Raw genomic sequence first — 18,101 nt, 5'->3', positions numbered from 1 at the left:
TTTTAATTTGGTAAATCAAACAAGTAAGGTGTCCCTATTTCTCCATTTAACGTAACATCTAAGCGATTTTTTGTGCCGGGAACTAAATTACTGGCTGTGAAATTCCCTTGGGCATCCGCAGTAAAACTTGCTAAAATCACCCGCGCATCATCTGCACGTGACACTAAAATAGTTGCATTCGGTGCTGTTTTACCAGAAATTGTCCCTTGTTTCGGATCAATCGTAATATTGCTAAAAGAAAGCGCTGCTTCTTGTCCTGAACTTGGAATATCAATTTGGACAGGTGCACTATTCCGTTGATCAACGGTTGCGATTAATTGAGTAGTCGCTCCCGCTCTGGGACTAATTACTGTAAAATTGCCATTGGCATCCGCATAAAAAACACCTGCTTGTGCAGAAGCATCACCGACTACCGTTGCTGTAATGGTTGCATTAGGTAATGTAGTACCATTAATTTCATTTCTTTCAGGATTGAAAACAACATTGGTAATTGTAATGTTTGTATCAGGTGCTTGGTTTTGAGGGACTTCATTCGTTTCATCAGTTCCTGCAGAAGGCTGCGTGACATTTTCTGACGGATTTTCCCCTGTCACATTAGAATTTTGACCCGTGACAGACGAATGACTACTTTTCATTTCTTGTTGGCTAGAGGATTTCTGCGTGGCTTTCTTTGTTTCTTGCTTTGGCTTAGAATCATTTGTGCTTGCTGTTTTTTTGTTTCCACATCCTGCTAGACTTAAAGACAATACACTGAACGTTAACATACTGAACAAAGCAATTTTTTTCATTTTTCGTTACCTCCAGAAATCTTTTTGTAACATTAATGTAACATTTTTTTAAAAATCTAGCAATAATTTTTCAACCGTTTTCCTTTTTGTTTAAAAAGAAAAAACCTGCACAAAGGCATTTAGCCTTTGTGCAGGTTTTTATCTGCTAAATGGATTTAATGTTTGCGATAGCTTAAATAGTAAAAGCCAGAAACAAAAATAGCGCCACCAATGATATTACCTAAATAAACAAAAACAAAATTACGGAAAAAATCCCCCCACTGAACGCCGCCTTCGAAAATTGCGGCTGGAATGATGAATGCATTCGCCACACTATGCTGAAAGCCAATTGCAACAAAAATCATTACTGGAAACCAGATGCCTAATAGTTTCCCCGCTGCATCTTTCGCACCATAACAAAGCCATAAGGCCAGACCTACGAACCAGTTACAGCCAATACCTGAAATAATTGCTTGAAGCCAAGTTGCTGCAACTTTATGTTCTGCAAGAGAAAGAACCTGATTTAAATAGGCGCCGCTACTGGTTAAACCTAAATAATGGCCAAAAAAATAGGCAACAAATAGGGCGCCAACCATATTTGCCAATGTAATTGTGACCCAGTTCACGAGTAATTCTCTGAAAGAGACCTTTTTAGCAAACCAAGCCGTACTCACCGCCATCATATTTCCTGTGATTAACTCACCGCCAGCCATTAAAATAACAATTAGACCAATCGGGAAAACCGCAGCTCCCACTAAAGCTTGAACACTGGCTAAATCTGCTGGAATAGAGGCGGAAACACGCACATAAGCCAAATATCCGAGGGAAATCATGGCACCGCCGATAAATCCTAAAATGAGTTTTGCTACCAAAGGCTTTTGAATTTTTTTCTGACCATTTTCAATACTAATACTTAAAATTTCATCTGGTGTATACAAACATTTCACTTCCTTTGTTTTTTGTCCTCCTTTACTTTACCCTTATATCACAGAAATTCAAGTACTTTTGTGTATTTTTTCACTAAAAACTGTAGTTCTTTTAATTTTATATGAAAACATCCTGAAACAAGTCCTATTTCTTGTTTCAGGATGTTTACTTATCCGTTTTTAAAGAGTTATCTTTTCACTTTAAAACAATAGGTTGCTATGGCTAACGATAAAAAGCTCAGGCCTAGAAAGCTCCCAACTGCTGAAGATTGTTCCCCTGTTTTGGGGAATTTTTTCTTGGCAATTTTGGTCGTATTATCCGCTTTTTTGACTGTTCCTGACGATTCTTGATTCGTCTGTATCTGTTTAGTTGCTTGGTTTTCTGCTACTGATTCCTTTGTTTGACTAGCCTTGGCAGAGGGCTTTGAATTACTTTGAGCGTCATTAGGATCTTGATTAGACTCTACCGCGTAAATGACAGAATTCTGGCCTTTGTTTTGGCTGCTTTCGTTTACAGTGCTTGGGGTGCTACTCTCACTTGTACTGTTGGTTGCGCTGGTCGTACTTGAAGCACTACTTTCGCTGGTACTACTTGTTTTACTGGTTGTACTTGGTGTGTTGCTTTCATTTGTATTGCTTGTTTCACTTGTCGTACTTGAGGTACTACTTTCGCTGGTTGTGCTTGGCGTGTTGCTTTCACTCGTACTACTGCTCTCACCTGTCGTGCTTGGCGTGCTGCTTTCACTCGTACTACTGCTCTCACTTGGCGTGCTTGGCGTGCTGCTTTCGCTGGTACTACTTGTTTCGCTAGTTGTGCTTGGCGTGTTACTTTCATTCGTATTACTTGTTTCACTTGGCGTGCTTGAGGTGCTGCTTTCGCTGGTATTACTGGTTTCACTGGTTGTGCTTGAGGTGCTGCTTTCGCTTGTGTTACTAGTTGTCTCTGTTGATTTTTCAACTAACAGAAGTAACGCCGTTTTTATGGTTTGTGTTAATTGGTTAATACGCTTTTGTGCATCTGCAGGCGTTTTAAAGCCACCAAGTGTTGGCTCTAATAATTCTTCATCTGACCAAGCAAGCAGTTGTTGTAACTGCTTAGAGCTTCCTTCGCCAGTTGTTGTATCTATTAAGGCTTCTTGCATGGCTTGCCAAGAGTCTTTGGTATATACAGATTCGTCTAATTTATGAACGCTTGCAAGTTCATTTTCTGCTTCTGTACGCTCTAGCGTGATATCGGCTTTTTTGACTAATACTTTCATTGCAGATTGCAAATTACTTGTTAACTGATCCACTTGCTCTTGGGTTTTGTCCTGACTCTCCTGACCTTCTGCTAACAATTGTGTCGCCTGCTGATAATAGGAAGGAACAATTGTTTTAGGCCCAATGGCAGTGAATAGCTGCCAAGAGTAAACTGTATATTGGTTTGCTTCACCAATCGAAGCATAAACGGTTTGTAGCTGGGACAAATCAAGCTTTTTTGCAGGGGCCTCTACCGTCACCGGTACGTTCACTGTTACCAATGACCCTGTTTCATAAGTTAATTGAACAGTCACTTTTTGTTGGCCGATTTCATTTAAGACCTCTGGATTGACGATTTTAGCGGCTGGGACTGCTTCATCCGCGTCATTTGTATTAGCAACCAGTTGCTGCGGATCGATTGATTGTCCTTGCACAATCGTTGTAGCCACAGGGGTTGCTAAAGTATTTCTAACCGGAATTGGCGTATTTTTATATTGCTCGTAAAGTGTTGGTGAAATTAATGATTCCCATGTTGCTGGCATTAAGCGATAGTCCGCCTCTGTCCAATTTTCTACCAATAATTGGCCGTTTTTCAGGCCATCATCTCGAGTATTGTCTTTCACAAAACTCGTTTCTGGTCGGAAACCACCGCCACTAGCGATTAACAATTCCCGACGTCGATTTTGCGGAATATTATGGTAGTTAACAAACTGATTGTTGATAAATACGCCATTGAACACATTGTTATTTCCTGTATGTCGATTGTATTCCATCCCAATTGCATATTGATTGTCCCAATACTTCCAATCAAAAATGTTATTAGCCACTAGCCAGTTGGATAATTCTGAAATAGCTCCCTCTGCTTGCGTTTCTGCCAAACCAATCTCTGGTGTTCCATACATAATGAGGCCTGTATTTCGCAAATAATTATTCATAATCGTAATATTACGACCTGATTTAAACTTAAATCCGCCAGCTGGACCATTTTGTAGTCCACGTAAGTGATTCCCCACCACCGTGATATTTTGGGCACCACGGAAATAAATCGCATGATCTCCCACTAGACCATTCAAGTTTTCATTATCATAGGTTGAATAGAAAAAATTATGTTGAACAGTTACATCCTTCAGCATATTAAAAGAATTAACCCCGGTGGATAGATAATTTTGTTCATTAGGTACTGAAATAGCACCAGCTTCAATGGCTGTTTGCAAACGTGTAATAGTCGCTGCTAAATCTGAACGACTGGTACTTTTAATTGCATCTAATTCTGTCACTTTTAACCCAAATAAATTGTCTACGATGTCTACATCTGACATATACTGGAAGCGACTTGGCGTTGAATAGCCACCAATATAAATCGCTCGGTTAAAATCAATTCCTGGCTGCATATGTGCTGTGTCTCGCATAAAAATATTACCTGAAATTTTAACGCCAATATCTGCATTTAAATTGACTACGAATCCTTTTAAGGGATTATAAAAAATATTGTTTGCTAGCGTTAATTGATTCGTCAATTTCAAGGTCACATTGATGCCGTCAAAAGCAATATTCTGAAGTCGTACATTGGTTTTCGTTCCGTATGTGGTGTCTGTCAGCTGAATCGGTGTACCTGTAACGTTATGTAAAATAGTGGCTCCTGTTGTATCGCCAATTAATTGATAATTTGAAGAAATCACAATATCTTTTGACAGAGCATAACTTCCCTGTGGTAAAAATAATGCCCGTCCTTCCCTTGCTGTCTGACTCAGCAACGTCTGTAACTTCTCTGTTTGATCCTCTGTGCTATTAGGCACCATCGCTTGCGCACCAAAAATCGTTGTATCTGTTGCGTTAACTGGTTCAACCGCTTCAGTCACCATTGGTAGACCCACCACTGTCAATAAACCAAATAGAAGAATGAGCATTGTTTTCTTCATGTGTTTCCCACTTTTCATTCCGTTACTTCCAACGGCTTATTTTGTAAAAGTTGATACAGCGTAATAACACGACTGTCTTCGTATGCATAAATTTTTTTAAATTTTGGATTCATATGTAAGATACTTGTTACCTTTAACAAGTTTTGATTTGTGACTTCTAATTCTAAAGCCTCAACCAATTCCTTTAAGCGAACACCGGCACTATTTTCTTCACAACTTAAAATTTCTTCAATTTGTTCCATCCGTTTTTTCATCTCATCCCGCCTTCCTTCCCTTGCTCTTTCTATTATATAGAAAAATTCTTGTGAGAACCCTCAATATTTTTTAACTGACTGTTAAAAAAAGTAGTAGTTCCTTTGCTATCAATAGCTAACCATCTATTATTTACGATAAAAAAAGCAAAAAAAGTACCTTTTTGACATAATTTTCAGAAGAATTGACGCAGTATTTATTAAAAAACAACGAGAAAACGTCAATAAGTAGGTAATCAACACCTACTTATTGACGTTTTCTTCTTGTCTTTTTTTACTTTTTAGAAAAATTTTTTTACAATTTATCGGACATATGCATCAAAAAAGCCCATTTTTTTGATTTTTTATTAAAGTGACGTGGTTCTTTTCTCGTTAATTTTTACTATTTTTTGGTTCAAACGATTATATTGCTCAAACGTTAACTCACTTGAAAGTAAAAAGATCTCTGGATGGCCCGTTTCTACATCTGCCAAAGAAGTCACTAATAGTAAATCAATATTTTGCCATTCTTCTTTGCTTGCTTCACTGTATCGTAAAACTTCCAATGCATAAAACCGACGAAAATTATTTTCAATCGAAAGTTTCACCCGTTCTTCTTCCAGTACTGGCAAGCCTGATTTTAACCCTAAAACAATTTTTTGTTCACGATGAATTAAATCATTAGAAAGCGCCAAAACACTAGAATAACGCAAAGCCAAAAATTCTTTATTTGTAAATAATTCATTGCCTGTTTGTTCGTAAAGTTGATTTAAGCCTTGGCTTAATTCTTCTAAAAGAACCGGATATTTTTCTTTGACTTTATTCCAAAAGACATTATACATTTTCACATTTTGGACATAGTAAAGTTCGGCAAATAAATGTGTAGCAAACAAATAATAAAAAATTTGCGGACGAATTTTTTCCAATTGCGGCGTCATTTGTATTTCTTCTAATAAGAAATGTTGGACTAAATGAGTCAACATATAAACAGGCGCTTCAGACTCATCAAAATGCGCTAAAATTGCTTGTGCAGTGGTTTCATCTTGATAAAATTGGTCATTGGCTAACAAGAAAAAGTACACAAAAGTTAAATCGTTTTTGTTAAGGAAAAGGGTTGTAGCTGTCATCTCTTCTATAAAGGCTTGGTAATGTTTATTACCTTCTAAATAAGTTTCTTGCTCGGCTGAAGGTCGATATTCGGCGCCTTGCGCACTACGGACTTTTGAGATAGCGACCATATATTTAACTCGGCGTATCACCGTTTCCGCAACTTCTACGTTGAAAAAAGCCATCATTTTTTGGACAGTTTGTGCGACTTCCGTTTCTTGTATATAATCAAAAGGCCAAGTATCACGGATTAAGTCCATAAAAATAGTGTAAGCAAAATGGCGCAAATACGCTTCATTGCCTTCAATTTTCCATGTGCTTTTATTAATCACTAAACCCAATGGTGCTAAAATTTCTGTAAACCCTTTAAGCAAGCGCCGAATCGTGGCATCACTGGTATGATATTTTGTTGTCGCTGGCACAATTCCATTAAATCGACCCCAGAATAAATCTTCCATTACTTGATAAGTTAAACTATCCCGAAAAATTGCTGTATAAAGTTTCTGGAACGCTTGGCTAGACGCCAAGTTCAAGCGATAGCCATGCCCCTTTTCAAAAGCCAAAGAAGCATCATTATCCACAGCATAATACGTAATGTCATCTTTTAGGAGTTCTACGTATTTTTTGACTGATTTTTTGTTTAATTGTAATTCTTCTGCTAACTCATTGATGTCAATCCAACCTTCATTAATTGGCAAGTTTCTTAAAATAATAATTTTAGAAACGACATCTGTATCGAATATATCAACATATTCATCCCATTTCACTGTTCACTCAACTGCCTCTCTTCTGTTCTATTGTACACAAAATGAGAAATCTATTCCACGAAAAAATAACAGTTGTTTCTTTTATTCTTTCGTAGATGTGGACGTTTCAGGAACAAACACGTTGAGTCCCCCAGCTTCCACCGTTACTTTAATCGGTAAATCATCGGTAGGATCGCCATCTGTTCGTGTTTGGACTTTCTTGTCTTTTTCGCCCCTAATTTTAAATTGACTCCCAGAGAAATACACGACACCAGGAATTTCATTTAATTGTCCTCTGATAATTTTAGGTAAGTAATAGACAAACTTGTAAAAAACTAACTTAGGCAAAATGATAATGTGCACTTCGCCGTCATCTGGCGTGGCATTGGCATCGAAATTGGTAAAGCCACCAGCAGAATTTGTCATGGTCATCGTTAATAATTGGGCTTTGCCATGCCAACGTCTTTCATCGCCATCAATTTTTAGTTTGTACTTTTTCTTTTTCACTAATAAGCGGAAAAATTGCTTTGTAAAGGCTAAAGGACCATATTTTTGTTTCTCCTGTTGGGTCACATTTGCTGCTGTGTCCGCTAATAGTCCAATCGTTAAGGTCGAAATCATCACATCTTGATTTACCATTCCAAAGTCAACTGGTGTTGTCTTGCCTGCCAAAATGGTTTCAAAGGCATCTTCTTCTTTCAAAGGAATACTTAACACACGCGCAAAATTATTGACTGTTCCACCGGGAATAATCCCTATTTGATAGTCACGAATGGTGTCTTTAAAATTTTGAACGGCATGATGAATGGTCCCGTCACCACCAATGACGACCAAGACACCCACTTGATTTTCTTTGGCATTTTTCCGCATTTCTTCAGGATCAATGTCTGGATTGGAAGGTTGCAAAATAACCGCTTCCCCTTTCGCTTCTGCAGCTTTTTTAAAGCGTTCTGCAATCTCTTTACTTTCACTACTTCCTGAAGTTTCGTTGTATAAAACCATCATCTTTTTCATCATTCTATCCTCATATCTCTAACTAAATTTCTTGCACATGTAAAGTGTACAATATTTTAGCCAAAATACCTAAAGATAGCATCGAAAAACAAAGGCTGAGGCACAAGCGATTTGCTCCAAGAACTCAGTAAGTTCTGTTCAAAGGCTAAACTGCGATGAAGGCTTACCTGAGAATGTCAATAAGAAGGAGCTACTTTTGTTCAGTTGATTAGCTTAAGATGAAAAAACAGGCCATCCGTCGAAAGGACGGATGGCCTGTTTTTTTATAGCTTTTGCTTATTTCTTGCTCTTTTTATAGAAGAGCCAACATGCCAAACTGACCAACAGGAGGCCGATAAAGACAAAGAAGTAATTGACTTGTGTGTTGGTTTTCGGTAAACCAAGCCAACCTGTCTCTCTAGCTGCTTGTTTCGTTGTTGACTGATTTGGTTTTGTTTTTTTGGATACAGGTTGTTTCTCGTTAATAAACGTGCCCGCATCCACGAGTTCAGGTTTGTCTTTCGCTGTTGCCGCAATAGTGAATGCGACAGCTTGCTTAGACAGTTGGTAACCATCCGGTGCTTTTGTTTCCACAAAGGTATATTTTCCTGGTTGTAAGTGGTTCACTTGAACTAACCCTTGGCTGTCAGAACGTAATGAACGAGCGACAGTTTGCCCTGTCTCTGCATCTGTCACTTTAAATTCAGCACCTGCTAAGACATTCTTTTGCTGATCAATTTTCACCAGCTTGGCAGCACCTTGGTAATTAATAAAAGGTGCTTTAAGTACCACAGTGGCTGGTTTGCCTTGGTTGTCTTTGGCAATCGTAAAGCTTGCGCTTGGCGTTTCATTAAGAAGATAGCCAGTTGGCGCTTGTGTCTCCACAAAACGATACGTTCCCGGTGCTAAGTTTTTCGCAATGACTTTGCCTTGCTTGTCAGACATCAGATTAGTTTGTCCAGCTACGGTTTGCCCTGTTTCATCAATGACCTTAAACACCGCACCTGCCAATGCTTCACCTGTTTCGTTTTCTTTGGTTAATTGAGCAGTTCCTTGATAATTGATAAGATCGCCTAAAGCAATTGGCTGCTCTTTTCCTAATTGGGCGGTTACATCAAATGGATGTGGCGTTGTGTCTAACAGATAGCCTGTTTGTGCTTTCGTTTCCACTAAAACGTAATGCCCTTCATTTAGCCCTTTAGCGTAAATTTCGCCAGTCTTATCCGTTGTTATTTCAGAAACTTTTTCTCCTGCACGATTCAAGAATGTTATCGGTGAACCTTGGGGCTGATTCTGCTCATCGGCATTGTAAATTGCAAAAACTGCACCCGCTAAGGTTTGACCTTGCTCATTGACTTTACGTCCCGTTACTTCCGCTTGATAATTCACAAATTCTAACTCATCTAGTGGTTGTTTATCATTTGAATTCTTCTTCACTACAAAATAAATGGGTTGTTTATTGACGATATAGCCATCCGTTGCATCCAGTTCATCTAATTCATAGCTACCAGCGCCTAAATCCTCCATAGCCAATGAGCCATCTTTTTCAGCAGTTACTTCTCTTTCAAAGATTTTTTCCCCGTTTTCGATTCGATACAATTTAAAAATTGTTCCTGGAAGTGGGTTCGCATTGGCATCAATTTTCTTAAAGACGGCGCGTCCTTTGAAATTGGCGAAGGCCCCTAATTGGAAGATCTCCGGATCACCTTTGAAATCACCACGAATTTCTACTTTTACTAATTCAGGATAAATAATATAATCTGCGCCATCTGGTAATTTTGGTGCTTTGATTTCTTTGTAATAATAGGTACCTGGCGCCAAGTCTCTAAAGATAATTTTGCCATCTTTGCCACTCGTTGCTGTAATCCCTAATGATTGTTTATTGTGATCATATAATTCAAAAACAGCACCTGCTAATGGTTGGTCTGCGCTATTCGTTTTCACGATTTGGAAAGCCCCTTTGTAATTCACAAAGTTGTCACTAGCAACCACGACCGCTGGTTTACCAGCATTTTTCTCAGCAATTTCAAATGGGACTGGCGTGGTATTTAATAAATAGCCTGTTGGCGCTTTGGTTTCTACAAAGCGATATTTACCTGGGGCTAAGTGCTCTGCAATAATTTCCCCTTGATTATTTGTCGTCAAGCCTGTTTGAATCGTTTGTCCCTTCGCATCAAGCACTTTAAATGTCGCACCACTTAATAAGTGTCCATTCACATCTTTTTTGATTAATTTAGCTGCTCCTTGATAGTTAACAAAGTTAGCCGTTGCTATAACTGTTGCTGGTTTGCCCCGATCGCTTGCTGCAATCGTGAAAGCACTTGGTTCAGTGTTTAAAAGGTACCCTGCTGGCGCTTTAGTTTCCACAAATTGATATTTTCCTGGGGCTAAATCCGTCACTGTGACTTTTCCGTTTGCATCCGAAACTAAGTGTTCTCGAACCACTTGTCCTGTGGCATCAAGGACCGAAAATTCAGCATCTGCCAATAGATTACCTGCTTGATCTTTTTTTATTAGCTCAGCAGAACCTTGGTAATTCAGCATTTTAACGTGAACGTCACGAATTTGCCCACTCATACTTTGTGTCACAATGAATCGTTTTGGCCTAGTATCTAAAAGATAGCCTGTCGGTGCTTCGATTTCTGTGAACTGATAAAGCCCTGGTTTTAAACTATCCACCTCTAACTGGCCATTCGCGTTGGTTCGATCCGGCGCAAGGGGAACTTCTTCCCAATGAGTAAACGGCGTGGTTACGGCATGCTCTAATTTAAAGCGTGCATTGACTAATTTTTTGCCCTTCTCATCCATTTTTTCTAAAAATACTTTATTGACATCGTTTTTAATAATGGTTGGTTGTGCTCCTTCGGCTGAAGTTTCTTCATCAATAGTAATGACTCGGCCTTTAGCTAATTCGTCCGAAACTGTATAGCCTTCTGGTGCTTTTGTCTCCACCAAAATGTATTGCCCTTGCGGCAACCCACCAAATGTGATAACCCCAGTGGCGTCTACTGTGCCTTCACGTAGGACTTGTGTTTTAGCTTGGTCCCAAATTTGGAAATGAGCGCCTGCTAAAATAGTCGTCCCATCCATGGCTGTTTTCTTCAGCTGAATTTTGCCTTTGGTCCCTGTGGCATGCCCGCCACTGTGATCAATGTCAACGACCACATCGCCATTGTCATCCCCATGAACGACTTCTGAACCATTTCCAGTAATTGACACTTGGTTGGATACCGTGTCTGTACTCCCCGCCGCTGAAGAAGTCACTAAACTACGATATTCCATATAATAAGGTGCTTCAATATGAGCCATTTTAACGACAATTTTTTGTTGTCCTGTTTCATTATCGGTGGTAACTTCCAGTGTGTAATCTTTTCCTTCTTCTAAAATAACAGATTTATCTGGCGTAATCGTTCCGTCTTCTGTTACGTTGGTACCGTAAATCACCAATGATTCGGGATCTAGCACTTGGTTTGGTGAGGGTGTATCAGTAATAACCACATCGTCTAAAACCGATTGGGCGCCATTGATCATTACATGCCAGTACACATGATCTGGATCATCTTTGTGGTATTCGCCACCTTTTTTCACTGATTCGCCACCATGTTGAATAGAAACTTTTCCTGTCACATCACGTGAAGAACCTTGGTTTGTATAAGATGCGGTATTGTCATAACTAGCCGAACCTTCGATAACTTTTTCATCAACAGACGTCTTAAATTCAATCACATACGTACGACTATCATTAGGAAAATCAACACGCCAAGTATTTTGGTTTTTCTCGCTTGGTTCTTCCATTGTGATATCCGTCAACGGTTGCGTTGGTTTCACTTTTTCAACCGAACCATCTGGCTTCGTATTGCCTTCATAGACCTTCAAACTCCCAGCCAAATAGGTTTGATTGGCTAAAATTGGATCCGTTAAAAAGGCGTCGACTAAACGATTATTACTTAAATTAACCGCAAGCGTCCAAGTGATTTCTTTGGTGACGGCATTGTAAACACCGCTTTTTTGCGCATTTAAATCAAAAGCAGGTAAAGGTTTAAACGGTTTACTATCCTCTGAATGATGATTGTTTCCTGCTTCATCCGTCCAATCAATGGCAGCGGTATTTCGATAATGGTCCAACGCAGGATTGTTAGCGTCTAACTCGGTAACATCGAAAAAGGTAGTATAAGTTATGTGGAAGGCATCACTTGTTTTGGCATACGCCCCTATAAAACTTACCTTAAAGCCTGTTTCACCATCTGCATTACGAGTTATTTCTACCATGAAATCCTTGCCTAACGTCAACTGAGCACCAGTGGTTGTATCTTTGGCAACCAACGAATTGGGTACCATAGTTAAGCCAGGAACTGGTTCGTACGTATCCGTAATCACGGCATTTTCCATCAAATAATTATTTTGATTCACAGCTAACGTCCAACCAATCGTTGAATTTTGATAATCAACTGCACCAGTGTTTTTAATAATATTTTGTTGACTGGCTGTGCCATCACCTTCTGAATGCTGACCAGTGCCGACATCCACACGATTATTCACGGCAACATCGCCTTCGACAATTCCATCAACTTTGGTTTTATAATCAATCTTGACTGCGCCATTCACATCATGTAAAAAGTCAATTGCAAAGGAACCGTCTCCGTTGATTACCACTTTGTAATCTTTTCCTTCCACAAGTTCTGCTCCAACGACTTCATTTCCTTTGTCATCAAACGTCACTGAATATAAATGTAAAGAATCTGGTTCAAACGTTAAATTATCCCCCATTGTGTCTGTAATGACTGCTTGGTCTTTTGGAATGGTTTGTTCACCATAGTTGTAGTTAATTTCCCAAGTGAATTCTTGATTGGTTTCATCGTAATCTATATTGCGCTTGTCTAACATTTTGCCATAGGTTGCCGTCACAGTTGCTTCAGCATCTAACCCATTTGGATTATTATCACTTGTTAACGTCGCGTGATTTTTAAAAGGCACGTCGCCGCCGCCATCTGGAATAACCGCCTCGTCAATCGTCGTTTGGTACTCAAGACGATACGCTTTGTTGGTGTCACCTTTAATCGTCACATTGCCATTTTTATCAACGGTATATTCATCTGGACTAAGTTCACGACCCACTTCTTTAATTGTTCCATCAAGATTCATCACTAACTCATAGACTTTCACGGACTTAAAGGTATTCCCTGTTGGCCATGTTTCCGTCACAGTTGGATTTGTTTGATCTTTCATCGCTTGATTGATATCTACCGTCCAAGTAATCGCACTAGGATTGGGCGTTCGATCAAAATGGCCTTGTTTATCAATTTGTTGTTCGGTATCTGGGACAATCGGAATCACTACAGGCGGCAAATCTTCTTGTGTAGGAATATCAATCACCCAATCTCCTGGGCCCCGCCCATCTGAATCATTCAAATGAGTATCTAAAGAAAAGTCCCCGTGAATGTCACTTTCAGACGTGATTCGCTCATTAAAGGTAAAACGAACCGTACCATCTTCACTAATTGTGTAGGTTCCATAGACATTGCCTTCCGCATCAACTAAATCACCTGAACCTGGTTTATTAGGTTTCAAATTGCCAGGTAATTGAAACTCGAAGTAATCGCCTGCTTTCATTTGTTCTCGTACATCTTCTGGAATCGACCAGTTAAAGTTCCAATGAATGGTCACATCTTCTTTATACGGCGGTGTTGCTGGTGTGCCATCAGGATTTAAATAAATCGGATCTTCAAAATTATCGATAATCGTTGTTTCATCACCTGTAAAATAGTTACTGATATTTGTTGGTCCTGCTACGCGCGGTTTGACAGTCGTAGACTCGGTTGTTTTACTTTCTACCGCTTTCGTCGTGCTGGCGACAGTTTCTTTGGACGAACGAGGAACAGAGGATTTTGTAGATGCTTCTTCTGTTGAACCTTCATTCGCTGTTGCGGCTGGCGAACTCGTGATTACCGTTGATTCTGTCGGATCAGTACCAGTATTTAACGTCAACGCTCGTTGTTGTTGTCCATAAGAAAACGTCACATCTTCTGTAGCTTTAGGGTTCAACGTTAAGACTAACGTATCTGCTAACGCTTGCTGATTCAATTCAATTTGAATCTGTTTCTTCTGGTCATCCACTTGAATCTTGCGCGTATTATTGGGCGCTGCCCAATGTGCAGCTTTGATTGACACATTGGCACTATAATGCACTACAACCTCTTGTGTTACTGGTTGTGCTTTTCCTTGAAGCGCTAAGGTCATTTCTTGTTGGCTGGTTTGCTTCACTTCTCCTAACGTTAACTGGCCATCGCTGTTAACATCTTCCGCCAAAGCCATGAGTGGTGTGCCATAATTTAGAACAAGTAACAAACACATCAACCCGTAGAGCCAACGGTTTACCATTGGTCCATTCTTTCTCATTTCTTTCATCCTTCCTCTACTAACGACACATAGAAGAGAACGTTCACTTCGTACCAATTTTTTATTTTAAACCAAATAAGTGAGTGCTCTTCTGTTGTCTTTCTTCCTTGCTAAAACAGACAGCCAACACACCTTTTCTTTTTATCTCCTCAAAACGCACTCTTGCTTCGAATGCGGATTCATTTTCTGCTTTTTCCTATAGACTCTTCTATAAGAATAAGAAGAGTATAACGAGATTTTTCAGCAAAAATTATCAACAACTTCTCCTCCAAATAGAAAAAGTTGATGAAATCCCAGAAACCCTTTTCATCTTTATGAAAACACGTCCTTATCCTTTCTTATTTTTACTATTCCTTCTTCCACTATACCGTTTTTTTTAATTTTTTTCATAAGAACTAACCAGACAAAAAAGCCTATTTGTATAAGCTATTTAAGCTAAAAAATCAATAGACTCAAATTATCATTTTTGTTATTTAAATGTTTTATATAAACTGGTTGTTTTTCTTAATAATTTTTTGCTCTATCATTTTTTGTCCATGTTTTCTTCCATTTGACACATTCAGTTCTTCTTGATTTTTAAGAATAGATACAGTAGCATAAGAACAACTAGTTCTTTCACTGGCAATCGTCAAATGTCATTTAGAAAAGAATGCCCTATCTGTATTATCTGAAAAATCAAACAATCATAACCAATTAGAAAGGTGGTTATTATGTATAACTTATTAACCAAACAGGAAATTCAGTTACTTTCCCTAATTGAATACTTGTATGACAGTAAAGAAAAAGTCCCCATGCAAGTACTCCGGCGAAAATATGAATTTTCCCATTACAATATCAACAATTTATTGAATCAATTAACTTTATTAATTTCTCGAGTCAATACACATGAAAATGTACATATTCGCATTATTAATAATCAACAGTCCATAGAATTAGTCGCCGATGAAAATATCCCGATTGAGTTAATGAAAGAAGCCGTAGTTCGCGGGTCATTAACTTATATGTTAGCCTTAGATTTACTTTTAAAACGCTATACTTCAGCCAAAGATTTTTGTGAAGAGCATTTCATTAACTTTTCTATTTTTAAACAAGTCAGTGACCGTTTAAACAATTATCTAGCTAGATTTAATTGTTATTTAAATTTAAAAAGGCGAGAAAAAATTTGTGGCAAAGAGAAAGATTTTCGTAGTTTCTTTTACTCCTTATTTTTCATTTCAGGAACTTCTCTCGTTCCTTTTTTATCTAAAACCAATCAAGCGCAATTGCAGAATTTTATTGAAATCATCAAAAACCGTTATCCTTACTTTACATATACCGATTTACGCAAATTAAAATTAATTATGTCCATAGGTTTACTCCGTTACCAATCTGATTTTACAATCAGCGATTATCCTGAAATTGCTACGATCAATTTAGCCTTTCCTTATTCAGAATTTCAATTATTAGTGAATGATTGTTTTATTAATGAACAAAAAGAACCCGACACATGGCGGGCTGAAATTCGTTTCTACTATGATTTTTTCAGCACATTAACGATGTATTCACTTGAACAAATAGAAACGGTCAACTTTGCCAACTTAGCGATTATGGGTATGGATGAAAGTCCCCATGTCACCTGGATTTTTGAAAAATGTACGCAATTACAGTTGGATTTAAGCGCAATAGAAGTAGTCTTTTTGTTGGTTAATTTATCCAATGCCAGTGAACGACTGATTCATTTCCCTGTGGAAGAGGAATTGAGCTATGAGGTTGCTAATGTCTCTTTGTATGAAAAACAATACCCAAATGTTTCACGAACAACCAACTATTTCTTAAAGCGTTTGCCTTTTGACAAACAACATCCACTAGATGCGTTATTTAAAGAAACCATTTTTTTAATTATTCGGAGCGTTTTATTAAATAAACAAATTCCTGTTAAAATTTTACTTCATTCATCTATTAATCAGATACAAGAAAATTGGTTAGCAAAGGAAATCAATAATTATTGTGATGTTCCTTTGAAATTCGTCAATCATATTCAAGAAGTGCCTGACCTAGTCATTACTGACAAAAATAATCCGCTTTTTCACGCCAGCAAAACCTTTTATTGGCATCCCGTTCCTTATTTAGACGAATACTATAACCTAAAACAAGTAGTTCGCAAAATTTATTTTGCTAAATTGCGTGGGGAAAACAGTTTGGAGGGAATCGGATGTTAACAGGGTTACTTGATGTACCTTATCGTAAAAGTTTTGCTCTTTTAGAAGAGTTACTCGAACGTCGTGAAGCAGAAGAACAAACATTGGCGATTTCTACTTTAGCGACTCAATTAAAAATGCAACAAAATACCATTCTACAATCTGTAGCTTTGCTCCAAACAGAAATTGAAAAAAACGGCTGGGAGAACTTATTTTCTTTATCAGCAAATGCCAAAGAAATCACATTTTGGTTTGCACCCTATTTCCAACTGTCGTTTTTGATGCCCTACTTTGTAAAAAAAAGTTTCGCGTATCAAGTACTGACCTATGCCTTTAACCATAATGCAATTGATAGCAAACATTTTGAAAAAGTCCTAGAAATTTCTTCATCAACCTTTACACGAAAAATTGGACAATTAAACCAATGGCTCCAAAAATATCAGATTGAAATCAATTTAAAACGTACTAATGTGTTGGTGGGCAAAGAAAAAGATATCCGGATTTTCTTTATGATGCTTTTTTGGAACAATTACTCTGAAGGGGATTGGCCGTTACACACGATTACTAAAAAAGAAGTCCACAGTCTCTTTCGACGTTTAAAACACTCTGTTTCTTTCAATACAACACAAGATTTTACAAAAGACTTAATTTTTTCTGCTGTGATTTTAGCGCGTTGGAAAGAGGGCTTTTTTATCAAAGAAACTTTCGTGGAGGAAGAAGCGATTGTTAATCCCTTTGTTAATCTGAGTGAATTTGAATTGTTTTTTAAAGAAGAAGCCTTACACCAAGTTCCAACAAAATTTATACAAAAAGAAGGCCTTTTTGCCTTTTTCTTATTGACGATTAGTGTCAGCTACGCCACACAAGATGTCTTGGAAATTCCAGCAGCACGGATGCATATGGTCCAGCTATTAGGCTCACCCATTAAAGAGATCATTTATCAACTAACGTCTTTTTATCAAATTAAATTGACATTTCACGAGTATCTTTATCTATATACTTCTATCCAAAATTTAAGTGTCTTTTTTAAGACCTTTGTCACGATTGCCAATCCATTTGTGCAAGAAAGCTTTTTAAAAGAAGCACTTCAAAAAAATCCAAGTCTCTACAAAGATGTGAAGCGCCTTACAATTGAAATGCTTCCGACATTGATTGGCAATGAAAAATTGTTAGTTGACTGCTTGTTTATTCTTTTTTGTACACTGAAAACGAAATCTTTACCACCGATTCGTGTCTTAGTAAGGACCAATCAAAGTAACTTAATTTTAGATACCCTTTATGAAAAGCTAAGTAAAGCCGTGGATAAAAAATTAATTTTTGTCGCTTCACCAGAAAAGCCTTTCGATGTAATTATTACAGATATCTTTTCAGAAGTTAGTGTCAAATCAACGGTTCCCACTTATTATGTTGATTTTTCTGCTAGCATTGGTGAACTAGCGCAAAGCTTAGAAAATTTAAATACACAAATTGTCACCAAACAAAGTCCACGCCACTTTTAAAAGTTTTCACGTGAAACATTTTAAGTGATAAAAATTACAAAAAACGCCAAAAGGTAGCAGTTTTTCTGCTACCTTTTGGCGTTTTTTACGAAAATTTTCAAT

At 38.1% G+C, this 18,101-nt stretch carries 9 protein-coding genes; 2 read left to right on the top strand and 7 right to left on the bottom strand.

All coding sequences use genetic code 11. From position 1 onward, the window contains the following. Positions 1 to 2: 2 nt before the first annotated feature. The 7 genes from IGK96_RS00440 to fss1 form a co-directional block, all read right to left on the bottom strand. A complete protein-coding gene (locus tag IGK96_RS00440) occupies positions 3 to 788 on the bottom strand; it encodes a hypothetical protein (RefSeq protein WP_071646513.1) in 786 nt (261 codons plus the stop codon). Positions 789 to 943: 155 nt separating this feature from the next. Continuing rightward, a complete protein-coding gene (locus IGK96_RS00435; RefSeq protein ID WP_010707950.1) occupies positions 944 to 1,705 on the bottom strand; it encodes a formate/nitrite transporter family protein in 762 nt (253 codons plus the stop codon). Positions 1,706 to 1,881: 176 nt separating this feature from the next. Then, the gene (locus IGK96_RS00430) at positions 1,882 to 4,869 is read right to left on the bottom strand and encodes an LPXTG cell wall anchor domain-containing protein (RefSeq protein WP_161975135.1); all 2,988 of its coding nucleotides are present in this window, start codon (positions 4,867 to 4,869) and stop codon (positions 1,882 to 1,884) included. After that, a complete protein-coding gene (locus IGK96_RS00425) occupies positions 4,866 to 5,105 on the bottom strand; it encodes a hypothetical protein (RefSeq protein ID WP_002356115.1) in 240 nt (79 codons plus the stop codon). The genes IGK96_RS00430 and IGK96_RS00425 overlap by 4 nt, the downstream gene beginning before the upstream one ends. A 344-nt stretch (positions 5,106 to 5,449) precedes the next feature. Continuing rightward, entirely contained in the window at positions 5,450 to 6,955 is a 1,506-nt protein-coding gene (locus tag IGK96_RS00420) for a helix-turn-helix domain-containing protein (protein ID WP_071646511.1), read from the bottom strand. An 81-nt stretch (positions 6,956 to 7,036) separates the two neighbouring features. After that, complete coding sequence (locus IGK96_RS00415) at positions 7,037 to 7,951, bottom strand: diacylglycerol/lipid kinase family protein (RefSeq protein WP_002419423.1); 915 nt, start codon at positions 7,949 to 7,951, stop codon at positions 7,037 to 7,039. Between the two features lie 273 nt (positions 7,952 to 8,224). Continuing rightward, the gene (fss1, locus tag IGK96_RS00410) at positions 8,225 to 14,323 is read right to left on the bottom strand and encodes a fibrinogen-binding MSCRAMM adhesin Fss1 (RefSeq protein ID WP_162780861.1); all 6,099 of its coding nucleotides are present in this window, start codon (positions 14,321 to 14,323) and stop codon (positions 8,225 to 8,227) included. A 710-nt stretch (positions 14,324 to 15,033) separates the two neighbouring features. On the opposite strand from fss1, the gene IGK96_RS00405 reads away from it, so the two are divergent. Together IGK96_RS00405 and IGK96_RS00400 are read left to right on the top strand one after the other, a co-directional pair. Then, positions 15,034 to 16,521 carry a helix-turn-helix domain-containing protein gene (locus IGK96_RS00405; protein WP_002386401.1) on the top strand — a complete coding sequence of 496 codons (1,488 nt, stop codon included), beginning with the start codon at positions 15,034 to 15,036 and terminating at the stop codon, positions 16,519 to 16,521. Beyond that, the gene (locus IGK96_RS00400; RefSeq protein ID WP_002359246.1) at positions 16,515 to 17,999 is read left to right on the top strand and encodes a helix-turn-helix domain-containing protein; all 1,485 of its coding nucleotides are present in this window, start codon (positions 16,515 to 16,517) and stop codon (positions 17,997 to 17,999) included. The genes IGK96_RS00405 and IGK96_RS00400 overlap by 7 nt, the downstream gene beginning before the upstream one ends. Positions 18,000 to 18,101 lie beyond the last annotated feature (102 nt).

Origin of the sequence: Enterococcus sp. DIV0682, from assembly GCF_051712685.1 — a bacterium.
GTDB lineage: Bacteria > Bacillota > Bacilli > Lactobacillales > Enterococcaceae > Enterococcus > Enterococcus faecalis.
This window is presented reverse-complemented; position numbering and strand designations above follow the sequence as displayed.